Source organism: Caenimonas sp. SL110, assembly GCF_001044395.1.
GTDB lineage: Bacteria > Pseudomonadota > Gammaproteobacteria > Burkholderiales > Burkholderiaceae_C > Ramlibacter.
The window spans coordinates 35,116-50,354 of the sequence record NZ_JANU01000001.1 but is presented as its reverse complement, the minus strand read 5'-3'; the positions used below and the strand labels follow the sequence as shown (position 1 = coordinate 50,354).

Sequence of the window (15,239 nt, the reverse complement as noted above, 5' to 3'; positions counted from 1 at the left end):
ATTTGGGCGGGTGTTATGTCTTGCGGTTAACGCGTGATGCGCAGGGCAATTGCGCATCAGCGCCCCTCGAATTTCGGTGGCCGCTTTTCGATGAACGCAGCCATGCCTTCCTTCTGGTCTTCGGTGGAAAACAGCAGGTGCAGCGCCTTGGTCTCCAGCGCGAGCCCCGCGTCCAGCGGAAGGTCCATGCCACGCAGCGCGACGTCTTTCAACTGCTGCACCGCAAGCGGCGACAGGGCTGCGATCTCGCAGGCCAGTTCGACAGCGCGCGCATCGACCTGGTCGTCGGGCACGGCTTCGCTGGCCAGGCCCATCTCGAACGCTTCACGCCCGGAGAACATCGCGCCCGTGAGCAGGTACTTCATCGCGCGGTGCTTGCCGATGGCAGCAACCAGCCGCTGGGTGCCGCCGCCGCCGGGAATGATGCCGATGCGGATCTCGGGCTGGCCGAAACGCGCAGTCTCGCTGGCGATGACCATGTCGCACAAGAGCGCCAGTTCGCAGCCACCACCCAGCGCATAACCGCGAACGGCGGCGATGACAGGCTTGGTGCAGGACGCGGTTGCGCGCCACAGGCCGAGCACGCCGCGCGCCATCATGTCCACGGTGCTCGCGTTGGCCATCTCCTTGATGTCCGCGCCGGCCGCAAATGCACGCTCGTTGCCTGCGATCACGACCACGCGCACAGCCGCGTCATCGCTGGCCTGCGCGATGCATCGCACGAGCTCGCGCCGCAGGGCCATGCTGAGCGCGTTGCGCGCTTCGGGCCGATTGAGCCTGAGCAACCGAACACCAGGTGCCGGCTCTTCGACGAGCAGCACCGGCGCTGTCATGGGGTATTGAGCCCCGCCACGGCCTGGCTTGCCAGCAGCGCATCGACCTCTTCGCCGGTGAAGCCGAACTCGCGCAGCACCTCCACGCTGTGCTCGCCCAGGCGCGGTGGCGGCCTGCGGTATTCGGCCGGCGTCGCGTGGAAGTTCACCGGCAGCGCGAGCGTTTCCACCGTGCCCGCCGTGGGATGCTCCACTTCCACGATGGTGTTGTTGTGGCGCACCTGCGGGTCGCTGCGCAGAGCGTGGTTCAGGTCCTGCACGCGCGCTGACGGCACGTTGAATCGCGCCAGGCGCTCCAGCCATTCATCGGTCGTGCGGGTGGCGAAGATGGCTTCAAGCTGCGCATCGACGAATTCGCGGTTGTTGCAACGCGCGACGTTATTGACCGTGCGCGCGTCGGTCATCAGGTCGGGCCGCTCTACCGCGTCGCACACCGAACCCCAGAACTTCTCGTTGAAGCACGCCAGGAAAAACGGCGCACCATCGCTGCCCTTGTAATTGCGATACGGCACGAACGCCGGATGGCCGCTGCCCAGGCGCGGAGGTGCCTTGCCCGAGCGCAGCGTTTCACCGTCGCGGGGAATGGCACTGAAGATCGTTCCATTGAGCAGCGACAGGTCCAGCGACTGGCCCTGCCCCGTGCGCTCGCGATGCAACAGCGCCGCGCACACACCGAACGCGAGCAACGCGGCCGCGCCGAAGTCCGGGTAAGGATGCCCCACGCGAACCGGGTCGCCATCGGCATCGCCGGTCATGTGCATGAGGCCGCTGAGCGCCTGCACGATCGGGTCGTTGGCAGGCAGATGCGCGTACGGTCCGGTCTGGCCGAACGCGGAAATGCTGGCGAAGATGATGCGCGGATTGACCTTGCGCAGCGCCTCGTACCCGATGCCCAACCGGTCGAGCGTGCCGGGGCGGAAGTTCTCGGTCACCACGTCGGCCTGCGCGGCCATGCGCAGGAATGCCTCGCGTCCTTCGGCTTTCTTCAAGTCCAGCCGTACGCTGCGCTTGTTGCGGTTTTGCGAAAGAAAGTTGGCGCTTTCCACGCCCACATACATGGTGCCCATGCTGCGCGACAACTCGCCGCCTTGCAGTTCCTCGATCTTGATGACATCGGCGCCCAGGTCGCCCAGCATCATGGTGCCCACCGGGCCTGCCGTCATCACCGTCAGGTCGAGAATGCGCATCCCCGACAGCGGCAGCGCCGTGGCGCTCGCCGTTGCCTGTGTCTCATTGGTCATCGTCTTGCGTCTCGTCTTGCTGTCTTACTTCTTCAAGGCGGCGGCGATGCCGTTGGACATGCTGGCCATGGTGCGACCGAACATCGGGCCGTCCATGTACTGCACTTCAAAGTTGCTCTTGTTGACGATGTTGCGGAAACCCTCGGTCTCCATCGCCTTGCGCAGCTTCTCGTTGAGGTAGGTGTAGATCTCGTCGGGCAAGCCCGCCGGCGCGACAACGCCCTTCATGTTTTCCAGGTAGATGTCGTAGCCCAGTTCCTTGAGCGTGGGCACATTCGGCAGGCCGGGAAACCGGTCGTTGGAGCTGAGCGTCAGCGGTATCAGCTTGCCGGTGTCGATCCAGCTCTTGAACTGATCGGGCGACCCCAGGCCGATCTGCACCTGGTCGCCCAGGATGCCGGTCACCACTTCCGCATCGCCCTTGTAGGGCACGTGGAAGGTATCGATACCCGCTGCCTTGTTGACCATGAGCATCATCGAATGCGTCAGGCTGCCCACGCCCGATGTGCCATAGGCCATCTTGCCGGGGTTGGCCTTGGCGTACTTCACCAGGTCGGCAAAGTTCTTGATCTTGCCGTCGTTCTTGACCACCACCATCATGCGAAGCCGGATGACGTGGCCGATGGGGCGAAAGCTCGATTGCTTGTACGACACCTGCTGGTGATTGGGCAACGAGGTGCTCTCGCTGCCACCGGCGACCAGCAGCGTGTAGCCGTCGGGCGCGGCCCTGGACACGGCGTCGGCGGCGATCACGCCGGATGCACCCGGCTTGTTGATGACGACCATCGGCTGGGGCATCACCTCCTGCGAGCCCGCCGCGATGGCGCGGGCGATCACGTCGGTGCCACCGCCGGGGCTGAAGCCCACGATCAGCTGGATCGGCTTGGTGGGCTCCCAGGTCTGCGCGACAGCGGTGCCTGCGAGCATGGCGCTTCCCAGAAGGAAGCAAACGGTTCTGCGGCTGAACTTCATGTCCTGTGTCTCCTGATCGACTTTCCGTGCACGGTAGGTCCGCGCTACGTTCGATCCATCTTATGGAGGCATGCCGTTAACCGCGATTGCTCAATTGCACGCAGCCTATGACCTTGTGTTAACAGGTGGTGGGTTTACGGCCCGGATGAATGCTTAGCATGTACGGGTAAGTGCGGAGGGCCCGTTTGTCATGCCGGGCGAACAGGTTGTCATGCCGGACTTGATCCGGCATCCACCGCGAAGCGGCACGTGCCGTCGAAGACATGGATTGCGGATCGAGTCCGCAATGACAGCCGTATTGGCTCAATCCAGCGCCGTCAATATCTCGATGAACTTCTGCGCGTGGGTGCCGTGCCGGTCGAACACGGTGCGGGCGATGCTGGGCGCGAGCGGGATCTCGTGGGCCAGCGGCCTGATCACGATGCCAGACCACGGCCCACCCGCAGCCGTGTATTCATCGACGATCGCCAGCCCCGCGCCCGCACGCACCAGCGAACAAGCGATCTCGGTCTGCAGCACATGGATGCGAGGTGCCGGTGTGAACCCGGCTTGTGCAAATGCGGATTCGATCAGCTTGCCGAACTGGATGCTGGGGTTGTGCGTGATCAGCGGCACCGATGACAGATCGCTGAAGGTGATGGTCTCTGCCGCCGCAAGTTCGTGACCCTCGGGCATCACGCAGACCATGCGCCCGCGCCGGAAGGTCTCCACTTTCAGGTGGGGATGCTCCAGCGGCAACACCGAGACCACCAGGTCCACCTTGTTGCTCAGCACCTCGGCCGCCATCATGTGCATCAGGGTCGTGTGGTAGTTGACCCGGATGCGCGGGTAGCGATCGACGAAGCGCGCAATCGCACGCGGCACGATGCGGTAGCTCAGGCAGGGACTCGACGAGATGTTCAGCGTGCCGGCAGGGCCGTGCGCGAGGTCGGCCGCAAAGTCGCTGACCCGCATCGCGTGCTGGTAGAAATCGTCGACCTCGGTGAACAGGGCCTCGCCCTCGGGCGTGGGCACGAGTTTGCCCTTGGTGCGGTTGAACAGCTGGTAGCCCAGCCCCTGCTCCATGTGGGAGATGATGCGGCTCACCGCAGGCTGCGAAATGAACAGCATCCGGGAGGCGCCATTGATCGAGCCGGTCAGCATCACTGCCCGGAAGACTTCCATTTGTCGCAGCCGCAATGTCATGTGCGCGAGTTTAGACGGCAAGTTCACAGGGCGATTAACAGCAACGCATACCCGGCGATAGCGGATACTTTGCGGCAATGAAATTCAGACTCAGGCAAATGGAGGTGTTCCGGGCAGTGATGCTGACCGGCTCGATCAAGGCTGCCGCTCAATTGCTATTCGCTTCGCAGCCGGCGGTCAGCCGCATCATTTCGCACACCGAGCAGACGCTGGGCCTGACCCTGTTCAACCGGGTCAAGGGCAAGCTGGTGCCCACGCCCGAGGGCGAGGCCCTGTTCACCGAGGTGGACGAGTTCTACCAGCAAGCCGTCAAGGTTGATGAGTTCGCGCGCGCATTGGCGCAGGGACCGTCGGGCACGCTGCGCATCGCAGCAAGCCCCAGCCTGTCGCGCGGGATCATGTCGCGCGCGATTGCGGCCTTCGTGCAGCGCTACCCGAAGATCCGGGTGAACTTTCGCACCACGCTGCTCAACAACATGCCGCAAGAGATTTTGAGCAACAAGGTGGACCTGGGCGTCTCGGTGCACCCGATCGACCACCCCAACCTGCGGGTCGAGCCGTTCACCCGCGGGCGCATGGTGTGCGTGGTGCCGCGCGGGCATCAGCTGGCGCAGATGACGGCGGTTCCGCTGGAGGAGATCGCGCGCTACCCCGTCATCTCGCACGACCCGGGCATTCCTTTCGGCCAGCTCATCGCATCGGCCTTCCAGAAGGCGGGCGTCGAGCTCACCACGCGCATCAACATCCACCAGAGCGACATGGCGTGTTCGCTCGCGCGATCTGGCGCAGGCGTGGCCATCGTGGATGAGTTCACCGCCGAGGGCATGGGCTGGACCGACCTGCAAACGCTGCCGCTGTCGGTGGACATCTGGCTGGAGCCGAGCATCGTGCGATCGGTTTTCGACAACGGCCGCACGCACGCCGAAAAGTTCATCGAACTGTTGCGCCAGCAGGCGGCGCACGACCGGCGCGATGACCGGGGCAATGACCGGGGCGATTAACCTGACTGCATCCCGCACCCCACAAACAACACACGTCCACGGGTGATTGCGCGGATAGATTCAACAAATGGCCCGCCACACCGGTGGGCCTGCCTCCTTTTGTTGATGGAATCCACGCATGAGCCAGCCCTGCATTTTCGAGCGGCACGTACAAGCCGACCCCGCACTCGTCGAGCGCCTTCGCCGCATCCCCGTTGCCAACATCAGCGACATGATGATGCGCCTGACCGCAGGAGGTCCGCGCCTGCGGCCCATGCACGACGGCAGCCCGATGGCGGGCACTGCACTCACCGTCAAGACCCGCCCCGGTGACAACCTCTTCGTGCACAAGGCGCTCGACCTGGCAAAGCCCGGCGACATCGTCGTGGTGGACGCAGGCGGCGACCTGACCAACGCGATCATTGGCGAGCTGATGACCAGCTACGCCGCTTCGCGCGGCATCGCGGGTCTCGTCATCAACGGGTCGGTGCGTGACGCCGACTTCCTGCGCAAGGCATCGCTTCCGGTGTTTGCGGCCGGTGTCTCGCACCGCGGCCCCTACAAGGACGGCCCCGGCCAGATCAATGTTGCCGTGAGCCTGGACGGCATGGTCGTGAACCCCGGCGACATCATGCTGGGCGATGGCGATGGCGTGCTGTGTATCCCGCTGGAACAGGCCGCTGCCATCTGCGCTGCCGCAGAAGAAAAGCACTCGCAGGAGGAGCAAACGCTCAAGGCGATTGCAGCGGGAACCCTCGACACATCCTGGATCGACGCCATGCTCAGGCAAAAGGGTTACCTGGCGCCCTGAGCGCCAGCCATTGCATGAGCGATTAACACAACTGCATATGCAGGGCCACAAACAGCACTGGCCCTGCAACGCGTGCAAGCCTATCTTTCGTCCCACGCCGCAAGTCGCACGCTGCCTGTATCGCGCGGCTTGTGACTCCACACCCAGGAACCCAGGAAGAGCCTCATGAAAATCGGATTGATCGGTCTCGGCAACATCGGCGTGCACTTCGGCACGCGCCTGCTCGCCGCCGGCCACGAACTGCACGTCAATGACCGCAGCGCCGCCGCGCAGGATCGCCTCGTGGCCAAGGGCGCGATAGCCGCAGCGAACGCAAAGGAACTCGCCAGCACCGTGGAAATCGTGCTGCTGTGCCTGCCGCTGCCGCGCGTCGTCGCCGAGGTTGCAGCGGAGGTTGCGCAGGGCAGCAAGGTGCGCATCGTCGTCGACCTGTCCACCACCGGCCCTTCGGTGACCAAGGAAGTTGAAGCCCTGCTCAAAGCCAGGAATATTTCCCTGGTTGGCGCACCCGTCAGCGGCGGCACTGCCAATGCCGAGAAAGGCGCGCTCGCCGTGATGCCCGCCGGCCCGTCGCAGGCCTACGAAGAAATCGAGCCGCTGCTGCGCGTGATCGGCAACAAGATCTTCTATCTGGGCGCCGACCCCAGCCTGGGCCAGACGATGAAGATCATCAACAACACGCTGTACGCCACCAGCATGGTCGCCAGCCTGGAGACGCTGGTCTACGGCGTCAAGGCAGGCCTGGACGCCAAGACCATGCTCGACGTGATCAATGTGTCGAGCGGCCGCTCATTCGCCACGCTGGAACGCATTCCGCAGTGCGTGCTGGACCGCAGCTTCCCGGTGCGGTTCACCACCGAGCTGCTGCACAAGGACATCAAGATGTGCATCGACGAGGCCGAGAAACTCGGCGCGCCGCTGTTCGTGAGCCCCGCCGCCCGCCAGTTTCTCGCATTCGCCATGACGCAAGGCGACGGCGACAAGGACAACGTGTTCCCTATCCGCCATTTCGAGCAATGGGCTGGCGTGCAGTTCGGCGAAAAGCCGGCCGCCTGACCCAGCCCCCTGCCTCCACCTCATTCACATTCATCCCGGAGTTACCCACATGTCCCTCGTCCAGATCCGCAAAAAGCTGCTCAACGTCGAATCCATCTATCACGAAGGCGGCCCCGCACGTGACGTTCCCATCAAGATGGGTTCCATCGCCGTCATCCTGAAGAACCCCTATGCAGGGCGCTATGTGGAAGACCTCCAGCCGTTCGTCAAGGACGCAACCGAGATGGCCAACAAGCTGGTTCCCGAACTGATCGAAGCACTGGGCGGCGCCGACAAGATCGAGGCCTACGGCAAGGGCGCCATCGTGGGCCTTGACGGCGAACTCGAGCACGGCGCGATCTGGCATATCGCAGGCGGCTATCCGATGCGCTCGTGCCTGCCACGGGCCAAGTCGATTGTTCCGGCGGCCAAGGTCGTCGCAGTTGCCGGCACGCGCCTGCAGATTCCGCTTCACCATATCGAGGCGTGCTACGTGCGCAGCCACTTCACCACGATGGAAGTCGGCACCATCGACGGCCCGCGCGCCGACGAGCTGCTCTATGCGCTTGTCATGTCCACCGGCACCCGCGTGCATGAACGCCTGGGCGGCCTGCGTGCCTCCGAGATCAAGGTCGGCGACGGCCAGCGCTAAATTTTTTTCAAGAAGTAGTCCACTCCTCATGCAACGCTCCACATTCATCAAGACCGCCGCAGCCCTCGCATTCGCGGCATGCGGCTTCGCATCCCACGCGGCCGGCTGGCCCGAAAAGCCGATCACGCTCGTCGTTCCGCTGTCACCCGGCGGCAGCACCGACACCACGGCGCGCATGCTGGCCGAAAAGCTCAGCGGCGTGCTGGGCCAGCGCGTGGTCATCGACAACAAGGCCGGCGCCGGCGGCAACATCGGCTCGGCTTTCGTGGCTCGCGCACCGGCAGACGGCTACACACTGCTGATGCACACCAGCACCATCGCGACCAATGTGACGCTCTACGCCGACATGGGGTTCGACCTCAACAAGGACCTGATCCCCGTCTCTCAAGTTGCGCTGATCCCCAACGTGCTGATGGTGAACAACGACGTGCCCGCCAAGACGCTCAAGGAGTTCGTCGACTACGTCAAGGCCAGGAAGGCACCGGTCAACTTCGGCTCCGCAGGCAACGGCACATCGCAGCACCTGTCGGGCGCGCTGTTCAACAACCTCGCTGGCGGCGAGATGGTGCACGTGCCTTACAAGGGCGGCGCTCCGGCCAATGCCGACCTGCTGGCCGGCCAGATCCAGGCGGTGTTCTCGCCGCTGGTCGAAGTGCTGCCGTACATCGACACCGGCAAGCTGCGTCCGCTGGGCATCACGACGGCCAGGCGCTCGCCGCGCGTGCCCAACGTGCCCGCGATTGGCGAAGTGCTGCCGGGCTATGAAGTGGTCTTGTGGAACGGCGTCTTCGCACCCACCGGCACGCCTGCTGACGTCGTCACGAAGCTGAACGCAGCGATTCGCAAGGTGCTGCAGGACCCGGCCGTCAGGAAGACGCTGGCCGACCAGGGCTCGACCCCGGTGGGCAACAGCCCCGCCGAGTTCAAGAAGGTGCTCGCCTCCGAAATCGAGAAGTGGGGCAAGCTGGTCAAGCTGTCCGGCGCCAAGGTCGACTGACCTCCACACTGCCACCTATCCCGATACCTCGCAGCCAAGCATGAAACCCACGCTACTCGTACTCGTCTATCTTTCCGATGAACATCGCGCGCTCGTGTCGGAGCAATTCGACATGATCTATGCGCCGAACGAAGGCCTGGGCGCCGATCGCTCCAATGGCGCTGCGCAGATTGCAGCGCGCGGCAACGAGATCCGCGTCGTGCTGACCAACGGCACGAACGGCCTCTTGCCGCAAGAGATCGCAGCCCTGCCCAAGGTGGAGCTGATCTGCACCGTGGGCGTGGGCTTCGAGAACGTGGCCATCGACGCGGCGAGTGCGCGCGGCATCCCGGTGTGCAATGCGGCTGGCACCAACGACGACGCGGTGGCAGACCACGCGATGGCGATCCTGCTTGCGGCCGTGCGCCGCATTCCGTTTCTCAACAGTGGCGTACGCACGGGGTTGTGGCGTGATGACATTCCGCGCCCGCCCCATGTCTCTGGCCGCAAGATGGGCATCTTCGGGCTGGGCGCCATCGGCCGCAAGGTCGCAAAGCGGGCGCAGGGCTTTGACATGGAGATCGGCTATCACAGCCGCAACCGCAAGGACGAATCGGGCTTTCGCTGGTTCGACGACATCGTGAGCCTGGCGCAGTGGTGCGACTTTCTGGTCATCGCCGCGCCGGGCGGCAAGGCGACCTACCACATCGTCAACGCGCAGGTGCTCGATGCGCTGGGGCCGCAAGGCGTCGTGGTCAATGTGGCGCGCGGCACGCTGGTCGACACGAATGCGGTCGCCGACGCGCTGCGCGACAAGCGCATCTGGGCCGCCGCGCTGGACGTCTATGAAGGCGAGCCGACGCCGCCCGCGCCACTGCTTGAATTCGAGAATGCGGTGCTCACGCCGCACATAGGCGGCATCTCGCCGCAGGCCATCCATGCGTCCGTCGTGCGCTTCCTGCAGAACGCCGATGCCCATTTTTCGGGAAAGCCCCTGCTGACCCGCGTCAACTGAACATCATGTCCTACGCAAATCTCATCGCCGGCCAATGGGTGCCCAACGAGCGCTTCAGCGTCAACGCCAATCCATCCGATCCATCGGACATCGTCGGCGAGTACGCGCAGGCCGATGTGGCCCAGCTCGACGCGGCCGTCGCTGCCGCGCAGGCTGCATTCCCGGCCTGGAGCACCGGCGGCATACAGGCACGCGCCGATGCGCTCGACCGGATCGGCATGGAGATCCACGCGCGACGCGATGAACTCGGCGCCCTGCTGGCGCGCGAAGAGGGCAAGACTCGCCCCGAGGCGATCGGCGAGGTGACTCGCGCCGGCTATCTCTTTCGCTTCTTCGCCGGCGAGTGCGTGCGCCTGTCCGGCGAGACATTACCTTCGGTGCGGCCCGGTGTGGGCGTGGAGATCACGCGCGAACCCATCGGTGTGGTGGGCCTGGTCACGCCGTGGAATTTTCCGATCGCGATTCCCGCGTGGAAGATCGCACCGGCACTCGCATTCGGCAACTGCGTCGTGTTCAAGCCAGCGGATCTCGTGCCCGGCTCGGCCTGGGCACTGGCAGAGATCATTCACCGCAGCGGCATCCCGGCGGGCGTCTTCAACCTGGTGATGGGTCGCGGCAGCGTGATCGGCGACCGGCTTGTCACGCACCCCGGCATTGCAGCCGTGAGTTTTACCGGGTCGGTGGAAGTCGGCCGCCGCATCGCGGTGCAGTGCGCCGAACACGGCAAGAAGGTGCAACTGGAGATGGGTGGCAAGAACCCGCAAGTGGTGCTGGACGACGCGGACTTGCAGCAGGCAGTCGAGCTGTGCGTGCAGAGTGCATTCTTTTCCACGGGCCAGCGCTGCACGGCTTCGAGCAGGCTGATCGTCACCGAGGGCATCCATGACCGTTTCATCGCAGCCATGGCTGCGCGCATGGCCAGCCTGAAGGTCGGCGATGCGCTGACTGCCGGAACCGACATCGGCCCGGCATCCAGCCGGTCGCAGATGGAACAGGACCTGAAGTACATTGACATCGCCCGCAGCGAAGGCGGCCGGCTTGTGGCCGGCGGCCAGCGCATCGCCTGCCACACGGGTAGCGGCAAGGAAGGCTACTTCGTCGAACCGACCCTGTTTGCCGACACCCTCCCGGCCATGCGCATCAACCGCGAAGAAGTGTTCGGCCCCGTGGCCAGCATCATTCGCGTGCGCGACTACGACGAGGCCCTGGCCGTCGCCAACGACACCGAGTTCGGCCTTTCGTCGGGCATCGCCACCACCAGCCTGAAGTACGCGACTCATTTCAAGCGTCATTCGCAGGCCGGCATGGTCATGGTGAACCTGCCCACTGCCGGCGTGGACTATCACGTGCCATTCGGCGGCCGCAAGGGCAGCAGCTACGGCCCACGCGAGCAGGGCCGTTATGCGCAGGAGTTCTTCACCATCGTGAAGACGGCCTACACCCAGGCATGACGGCGCCCTGAAGGATGATCGCCAGCATCGCATCGCCCCAGCCGATCGCGTCGACCTACCTGGGCTTTCTGCGCGCGCTGGAGAAAGCAGGATTTGCGGGCGAGATCAGCAGCACGCACGCCGATCGCGTCGTGCTCGCAACCGACAACTCGATCTACCAGCGCCTGCCGCAGGCCGTCGTGTTTCCGCGTGATGCCGATGATGTACAGCGGCTCGCACGACTGGCCGCAGAACCCGCCTGGCAACGCATCGTGCTCACGCCCCGCGGCGGCGGCACCGGCACCAACGGCCAGTCGCTCACCGACGGCATCGTGGTCGATCTCTCTCGGCACATGAACGGCATCCTTTCCATCGATGCCCGGGCACGCCGCGTGCGGGTGCAGACCGGTGTCGTCAAGGACCAGTTGAACAAGGCGCTGCAACCGCACGGCCTGTTCTTCGCGCCGGAGCTTTCGACCAGCAATCGCGCAACGCTGGGCGGCATGATCAATACCGACGCCAGCGGACAAGGCAGCTGCACCTACGGCAAGACACGCGACCATGTGGTGTCACTCGACTGCGTGCTGCTGGGCGGCGAGCGCTTCGAAAGCTTTGCGCTTGAAGAAGATGAACTGCGCGAGGCCCTGCAGCGCCCCGGACGCATCGGTGATGCCTACCGCTGCGCCGCCGACATCGCCCAGACCCAGGGCGCGCTCATCGAGGCGCACTTTCCAAAACTCAACCGATGCCTCACCGGCTACGACCTGGCGCACCTGCGCGAGCCCGATGGCCGCTTCAACCTCAACAGCGTGCTGTGCGGCGCGGAAGGCTCGCTCGGTTTCATCGTCGAAGCCGAACTCGCGGTCCTTGCTATCCCCACCTACTCGGTGCTCGTCAACGTGCGCTATGCGAGCTTCATGGATGCCCTGAGCGATGCCCGCGCGCTGATGGCGCATCGCCCCCTGTCAATCGAGACGGTGGACTCGCGCGTGTTGCAGCTCGCCATGCAGGACATGGTGTGGACACGGGTGAAGGAATACTTTCCGCAGGCGCAGGGCGAAGCTGCCGCGCTGGGCATCAACCTGGTGGAGTTCAGTGGCGATGACATCGCGCAAGTGGATGCACGCGTGGAGGCGTTTGCCTTGCACCTGCAAACCGACCTGAGTGTGGAGCGCCTGGGTCACACCATCGCCGCAGGACACGACGCCGTCGAGCGTGTCTACCAGATGCGCAAGCGTGCTGTCGGGCTGCTTGGCAATGTGCAGGGCGAAGTGCGGCCGCAACCCTTCGTCGAAGACACGGCCGTGCCGCCGGAGCGCCTGCCCGAGTACATCGCGGAATTCCGTGCGCTGCTGGACGGACTGGGCCTGGCCTACGGCATGTTCGGACACGTCGATGCAGGCGTGCTGCATGTGCGGCCCGCGCTCGACCTGAAGGACCCCGCGCAAGCCGCGCTGGTTCGTACGGTGTCCGATGCGGTTGCCGACCTGACGCAAAAATACGGTGGCCTGCTGTGGGGCGAGCATGGCAAGGGCGTGCGTTCCGAATATGTACCCAAGTTTTTTGGTCCGCTCTACCCTGCGTTGCAGCAATTGAAAGCTGCGTTCGATCCGCACAACCAGCTCAACCCCGGCAAGATCGCCACGCCCGCATCGAGGCCGGGCGACCAGTTGCTGCGCATCGATGGTGTGCCGATGCGAGGCGACTCGGACCGGCAGATCGACGAGCGTGTGTGGCAAAGCTTCGGCACTGCCATGCATTGCAACGGCAACGGTGCCTGCTACAACTTCGACCCCGATGACGCGATGTGCCCCTCATGGAAAGGCACGCGCGAGCGGCGTCACTCACCCAAGGGCCGCGCGTCGCTGATGCGCGAGTGGCTGCGGCTGCAGGGCGCAGCCGGTGCGGATGTGATGACAGCGCCGCGCGGAGTCGCCGCCTTCGTGACAGGCTTGCCGGGGCGGTGGCGCAATACGCGGTCGCAGCACCGCGATGCCAGCCCGGATTTCTCGCACGAGGTGTATGAGGCCATGGCAGGATGCCTGGCGTGCAAGTCCTGCGCGGGCCAGTGCCCCGTGAAGGTCAGCGTGCCCGAGTTCCGCTCGCGCTTTTTGCAGCTGTACCACGCGCGCTACCTGAGGCCGCTCAAGGACTACCTGATCGGCTCGCTCGAATTCACGATTCCGTACCTCGCAAGAATGCCGCGCTTGTACAACGCGATCATGTCCGCGCCTGTTGTGACCAGGGCGCTCGACCGCATCGCGGGGATGGTCGACAGTCCGCTGCTGTCTCGCTTCGATATCGAACGCACACTCCAGCGCCTGCAGGTGCGCACCGCGACACCCGAGCTGCTGGCATCGCTCACGCCGGCGCAACGTGCCAAGAGCGTGATCCTGGTCCAGGACGCATTCACCCGCTGGTTCGAAACGCCTGTTTGGGCCGCGTTCGTGGAGCTTGCCGCGCGCACGGGTCACACGGCGTACATCGCGCCGTTTCGACCCAATGGCAAGCCGCTGCATGTACAGGGATTTTTGCATTCGTTCGAACGTGCGGCCGAGCGGCAGACGGCCCTGCTTCGCGCGCTCGCTGCAAGCGGCATTCCGCTGGTGGGCCTCGACCCTGCGATGACGCTGGTGTACCGGCAGGAATATCTCAAGATCGCGAGCGCGCAGGATTGCCCGCAGGTGCTGCTGCCGCAGGAGTGGCTGCTTCAGGCAATGCCCGAACAAAATGCCGCGCGCGCGCAGCAGTACAGGCTGCTCGCGCACTGCACTGAAAAAACCAACGTGCCCGCGAGCGTGAGTCAATGGACTGCGGTGTTTGCAAGAGCTGGCCTCACGCTCACGCCGATGGAGAGCGGTTGCTGCGGCATGTCGGGCACCTACGGCCACGAATCGCGCAACGTGGCGACTTCAAAAATCATCTTCGGGCAGTCCTGGGGTCCGCTGCTTTCCGCGACTTCTGGCGCAGCCCCAGCTGAAATTCTTGCAACGGGCTACTCGTGCCGCAGCCAGGCGGCACGGCTTCAGGACCGGACATTGCGACACCCGGTGCAAGTGCTGCTGGAGCACCTCGCACCCAGGCCAATATCAGGAGAATCGTGATGCCGGTGAATCTGTCCGAAGAAGCACTCCAGCAACTGGTGCGCCGACTGCTGGTCGCCAATGGCGTGGACGGCATCACCGCCGATGCGGTCGCAGGCTCCATCGTGGCCGCCGAGCGTGACGGCACTCTCAGTCATGGCCTCGCACGACTGCCCGGCTTTGTCTCATCGCTGGAATCGGGTTGGGTCACGGGCTCTCCCGAGATGATCGTGACAGACCAGGCGCCCGCGGTGGTGCGCATCGACGCGGCCAACGGCTTCGCGCAAGGCGCGCTGGCGCGCGGCAGGGACATGGGCATTGCGAAGGCGCGTGCCAATGGCATCTGCGCCATCAGCATCCATGACTCGCATCACTTCGGCAGCCTGTGGCCCGATGTGGAGCCGTTTGCCGTGCAGGGCCTGGTGTGCCTGGCATTTGTTCAATCGCGCAGCCGCATCGTTGCGCCGAGCGCATCGCGCGCGGTGCTGGGCACCAACCCGATGGCCTTTGCACTGCCTCGTGCCGGTCGCGATCCGGTGGTCTGGGACCAGGCGTCGAGCGTGCTCGCGCACGGCGATGTGATTCTTGCCGCAAAGAACGGACACACACTTCCTCCAGATGCCGGCGTGGACAGGTCGGGGCATGTCAGCCGGGACCCGGCTGCCGTGCTGGACGGCGGTGCCCTGCTGCCTTTCGGCGCCCACAAGGGTTTTCTCATCGCGTTGCTGGTGGAGGTGCTGGCCGCGGCCCTCACAGGCAGCCGCTTCGGTTTTGAAGACGAATCCGCCCGCATCCCCGGCGCGGTGACCTCGAATGCGGGGCAGATGCTGATCCTCATCGACCCGTCGCGTGCGGGCGCAAGCGACTTTGCCGATCGCATCGAGCAGTTGATGCACGCGCTGGCAGACGCCGGCACCACGCGCATGCCGGGTGATCGCCGCTACATCAATCGCGCGAAGGCAAAAGCAGGCGGCATCGCGGTTGGGGACGCGGCGATGAAGCTCCTGCAGTCAAGCCCTCACTGAA

The 15,239-nt window shown here is 64.7% G+C and carries 13 protein-coding genes and 1 pseudogene; 10 read left to right on the top strand and 4 right to left on the bottom strand.

The window, feature by feature from the left end:
- Positions 1 to 56: 56 nt before the first annotated feature.
- The 4 genes from AQ12_RS00210 to AQ12_RS00195 form a co-directional block, all read right to left on the bottom strand.
- Positions 57 to 833 carry an enoyl-CoA hydratase-related protein gene (locus tag AQ12_RS00210; protein ID WP_048437833.1) on the bottom strand — a complete coding sequence of 259 codons (777 nt, stop codon included), beginning with the start codon at positions 831 to 833 and terminating at the stop codon, positions 57 to 59.
- A complete protein-coding gene (locus AQ12_RS00205; RefSeq protein WP_048437832.1) occupies positions 830 to 2,074 on the bottom strand; it encodes a CaiB/BaiF CoA-transferase family protein in 1,245 nt (414 codons plus the stop codon). Before AQ12_RS00205 ends, AQ12_RS00210 begins: the two co-directional genes overlap by 4 nt.
- Before the next feature lie 24 nt (positions 2,075 to 2,098).
- Complete coding sequence (locus AQ12_RS00200; RefSeq protein ID WP_048437831.1) at positions 2,099 to 3,046, bottom strand: tripartite tricarboxylate transporter substrate binding protein; 948 nt, start codon at positions 3,044 to 3,046, stop codon at positions 2,099 to 2,101.
- A 303-nt stretch (positions 3,047 to 3,349) separates the two neighbouring features.
- The gene (locus AQ12_RS00195) at positions 3,350 to 4,231 is read right to left on the bottom strand and encodes a LysR family transcriptional regulator (RefSeq protein WP_048437830.1); all 882 of its coding nucleotides are present in this window, start codon (positions 4,229 to 4,231) and stop codon (positions 3,350 to 3,352) included.
- 77 nt (positions 4,232 to 4,308) lie between these two features.
- On the opposite strand from AQ12_RS00195, the gene AQ12_RS00190 reads away from it, so the two are divergent.
- The 10 genes and pseudogenes from AQ12_RS00190 to AQ12_RS00150 all read left to right on the top strand — a co-directional run bounded on the left by AQ12_RS00190 (position 4,309) and on the right by AQ12_RS00150 (position 15,238).
- The gene (locus AQ12_RS00190) at positions 4,309 to 5,232 is read left to right on the top strand and encodes a LysR family transcriptional regulator (protein ID WP_048437829.1); all 924 of its coding nucleotides are present in this window, start codon (positions 4,309 to 4,311) and stop codon (positions 5,230 to 5,232) included.
- Positions 5,233 to 5,350: 118 nt separating this feature from the next.
- Positions 5,351 to 6,022: an RraA family protein gene (locus AQ12_RS00185; protein ID WP_048437828.1), complete on the top strand. Its 672-nt coding sequence runs from the start codon at positions 5,351 to 5,353 to the stop codon at positions 6,020 to 6,022.
- A gap of 162 nt (positions 6,023 to 6,184) precedes the next feature.
- Positions 6,185 to 6,646, top strand: a pseudogene (locus AQ12_RS23445) (NAD(P)-dependent oxidoreductase); the annotation flags it as partial.
- Positions 6,647 to 6,682: 36 nt separating this feature from the next.
- Positions 6,683 to 7,078, top strand: coding sequence for an NAD-binding protein (locus AQ12_RS23440; RefSeq protein ID WP_304413808.1), 396 nt, complete (start codon positions 6,683 to 6,685; stop codon positions 7,076 to 7,078).
- Positions 7,079 to 7,127: 49 nt separating this feature from the next.
- A complete protein-coding gene (locus tag AQ12_RS00175) occupies positions 7,128 to 7,709 on the top strand; it encodes an amino acid synthesis family protein (RefSeq protein ID WP_048437826.1) in 582 nt (193 codons plus the stop codon).
- Positions 7,710 to 7,737: 28 nt separating this feature from the next.
- On the top strand, positions 7,738 to 8,706 hold the full coding sequence (locus AQ12_RS00170; RefSeq protein WP_048437825.1) for a tripartite tricarboxylate transporter substrate binding protein: 969 nt from the start codon (positions 7,738 to 7,740) through the stop codon (positions 8,704 to 8,706).
- Between the two features lie 40 nt (positions 8,707 to 8,746).
- Positions 8,747 to 9,700, top strand: coding sequence for a 2-hydroxyacid dehydrogenase (locus AQ12_RS00165; protein WP_048437824.1), 954 nt, complete (start codon positions 8,747 to 8,749; stop codon positions 9,698 to 9,700).
- Positions 9,701 to 9,705: 5 nt separating this feature from the next.
- Positions 9,706 to 11,151 (top strand): aldehyde dehydrogenase family protein, encoded by a 1,446-nt coding sequence (locus tag AQ12_RS00160; protein ID WP_048437823.1) that lies wholly within the window; start codon positions 9,706 to 9,708, stop codon positions 11,149 to 11,151.
- 14 nt (positions 11,152 to 11,165) lie between these two features.
- Positions 11,166 to 14,234 carry an FAD-binding and (Fe-S)-binding domain-containing protein gene (locus tag AQ12_RS00155; RefSeq protein WP_048437822.1) on the top strand — a complete coding sequence of 1,023 codons (3,069 nt, stop codon included), beginning with the start codon at positions 11,166 to 11,168 and terminating at the stop codon, positions 14,232 to 14,234.
- Entirely contained in the window at positions 14,234 to 15,238 is a 1,005-nt protein-coding gene (locus tag AQ12_RS00150) for an Ldh family oxidoreductase (protein WP_048437821.1), read from the top strand. The genes AQ12_RS00155 and AQ12_RS00150 overlap by 1 nt, the downstream gene beginning before the upstream one ends.
- Position 15,239: the final 1 nt, after the last annotated feature.

Excerpts from the sequence above, each read along its gene's own strand:
- AQ12_RS00210 (WP_048437833.1), bottom strand. The coding sequence starts at position 833 with ATGACAGCGCCGGTGCTGCTCGTCGAAGAGCCGGCACCTGGTGTTCGG.
- AQ12_RS00205 (WP_048437832.1), bottom strand. The coding sequence starts at position 2,074 with ATGACCAATGAGACACAGGCAACGGCGAGCGCCACGGCGCTGCCGCTG.
- AQ12_RS00200 (WP_048437831.1), bottom strand. The coding sequence starts at position 3,046 with ATGAAGTTCAGCCGCAGAACCGTTTGCTTCCTTCTGGGAAGCGCCATG.
- AQ12_RS00195 (WP_048437830.1), bottom strand. The coding sequence starts at position 4,231 with ATGACATTGCGGCTGCGACAAATGGAAGTCTTCCGGGCAGTGATGCTG.
- AQ12_RS00190 (WP_048437829.1), top strand. The coding sequence starts at position 4,309 with ATGAAATTCAGACTCAGGCAAATGGAGGTGTTCCGGGCAGTGATGCTG.
- AQ12_RS00185 (WP_048437828.1), top strand. The coding sequence starts at position 5,351 with ATGAGCCAGCCCTGCATTTTCGAGCGGCACGTACAAGCCGACCCCGCA.
- AQ12_RS23440 (WP_304413808.1), top strand. The coding sequence starts at position 6,683 with ATGAAGATCATCAACAACACGCTGTACGCCACCAGCATGGTCGCCAGC.
- AQ12_RS00175 (WP_048437826.1), top strand. The coding sequence starts at position 7,128 with ATGTCCCTCGTCCAGATCCGCAAAAAGCTGCTCAACGTCGAATCCATC.
- AQ12_RS00170 (WP_048437825.1), top strand. The coding sequence starts at position 7,738 with ATGCAACGCTCCACATTCATCAAGACCGCCGCAGCCCTCGCATTCGCG.
- AQ12_RS00165 (WP_048437824.1), top strand. The coding sequence starts at position 8,747 with ATGAAACCCACGCTACTCGTACTCGTCTATCTTTCCGATGAACATCGC.
- AQ12_RS00160 (WP_048437823.1), top strand. The coding sequence starts at position 9,706 with ATGTCCTACGCAAATCTCATCGCCGGCCAATGGGTGCCCAACGAGCGC.
- AQ12_RS00155 (WP_048437822.1), top strand. The coding sequence starts at position 11,166 with ATGATCGCCAGCATCGCATCGCCCCAGCCGATCGCGTCGACCTACCTG.
- AQ12_RS00150 (WP_048437821.1), top strand. The coding sequence starts at position 14,234 with ATGCCGGTGAATCTGTCCGAAGAAGCACTCCAGCAACTGGTGCGCCGA.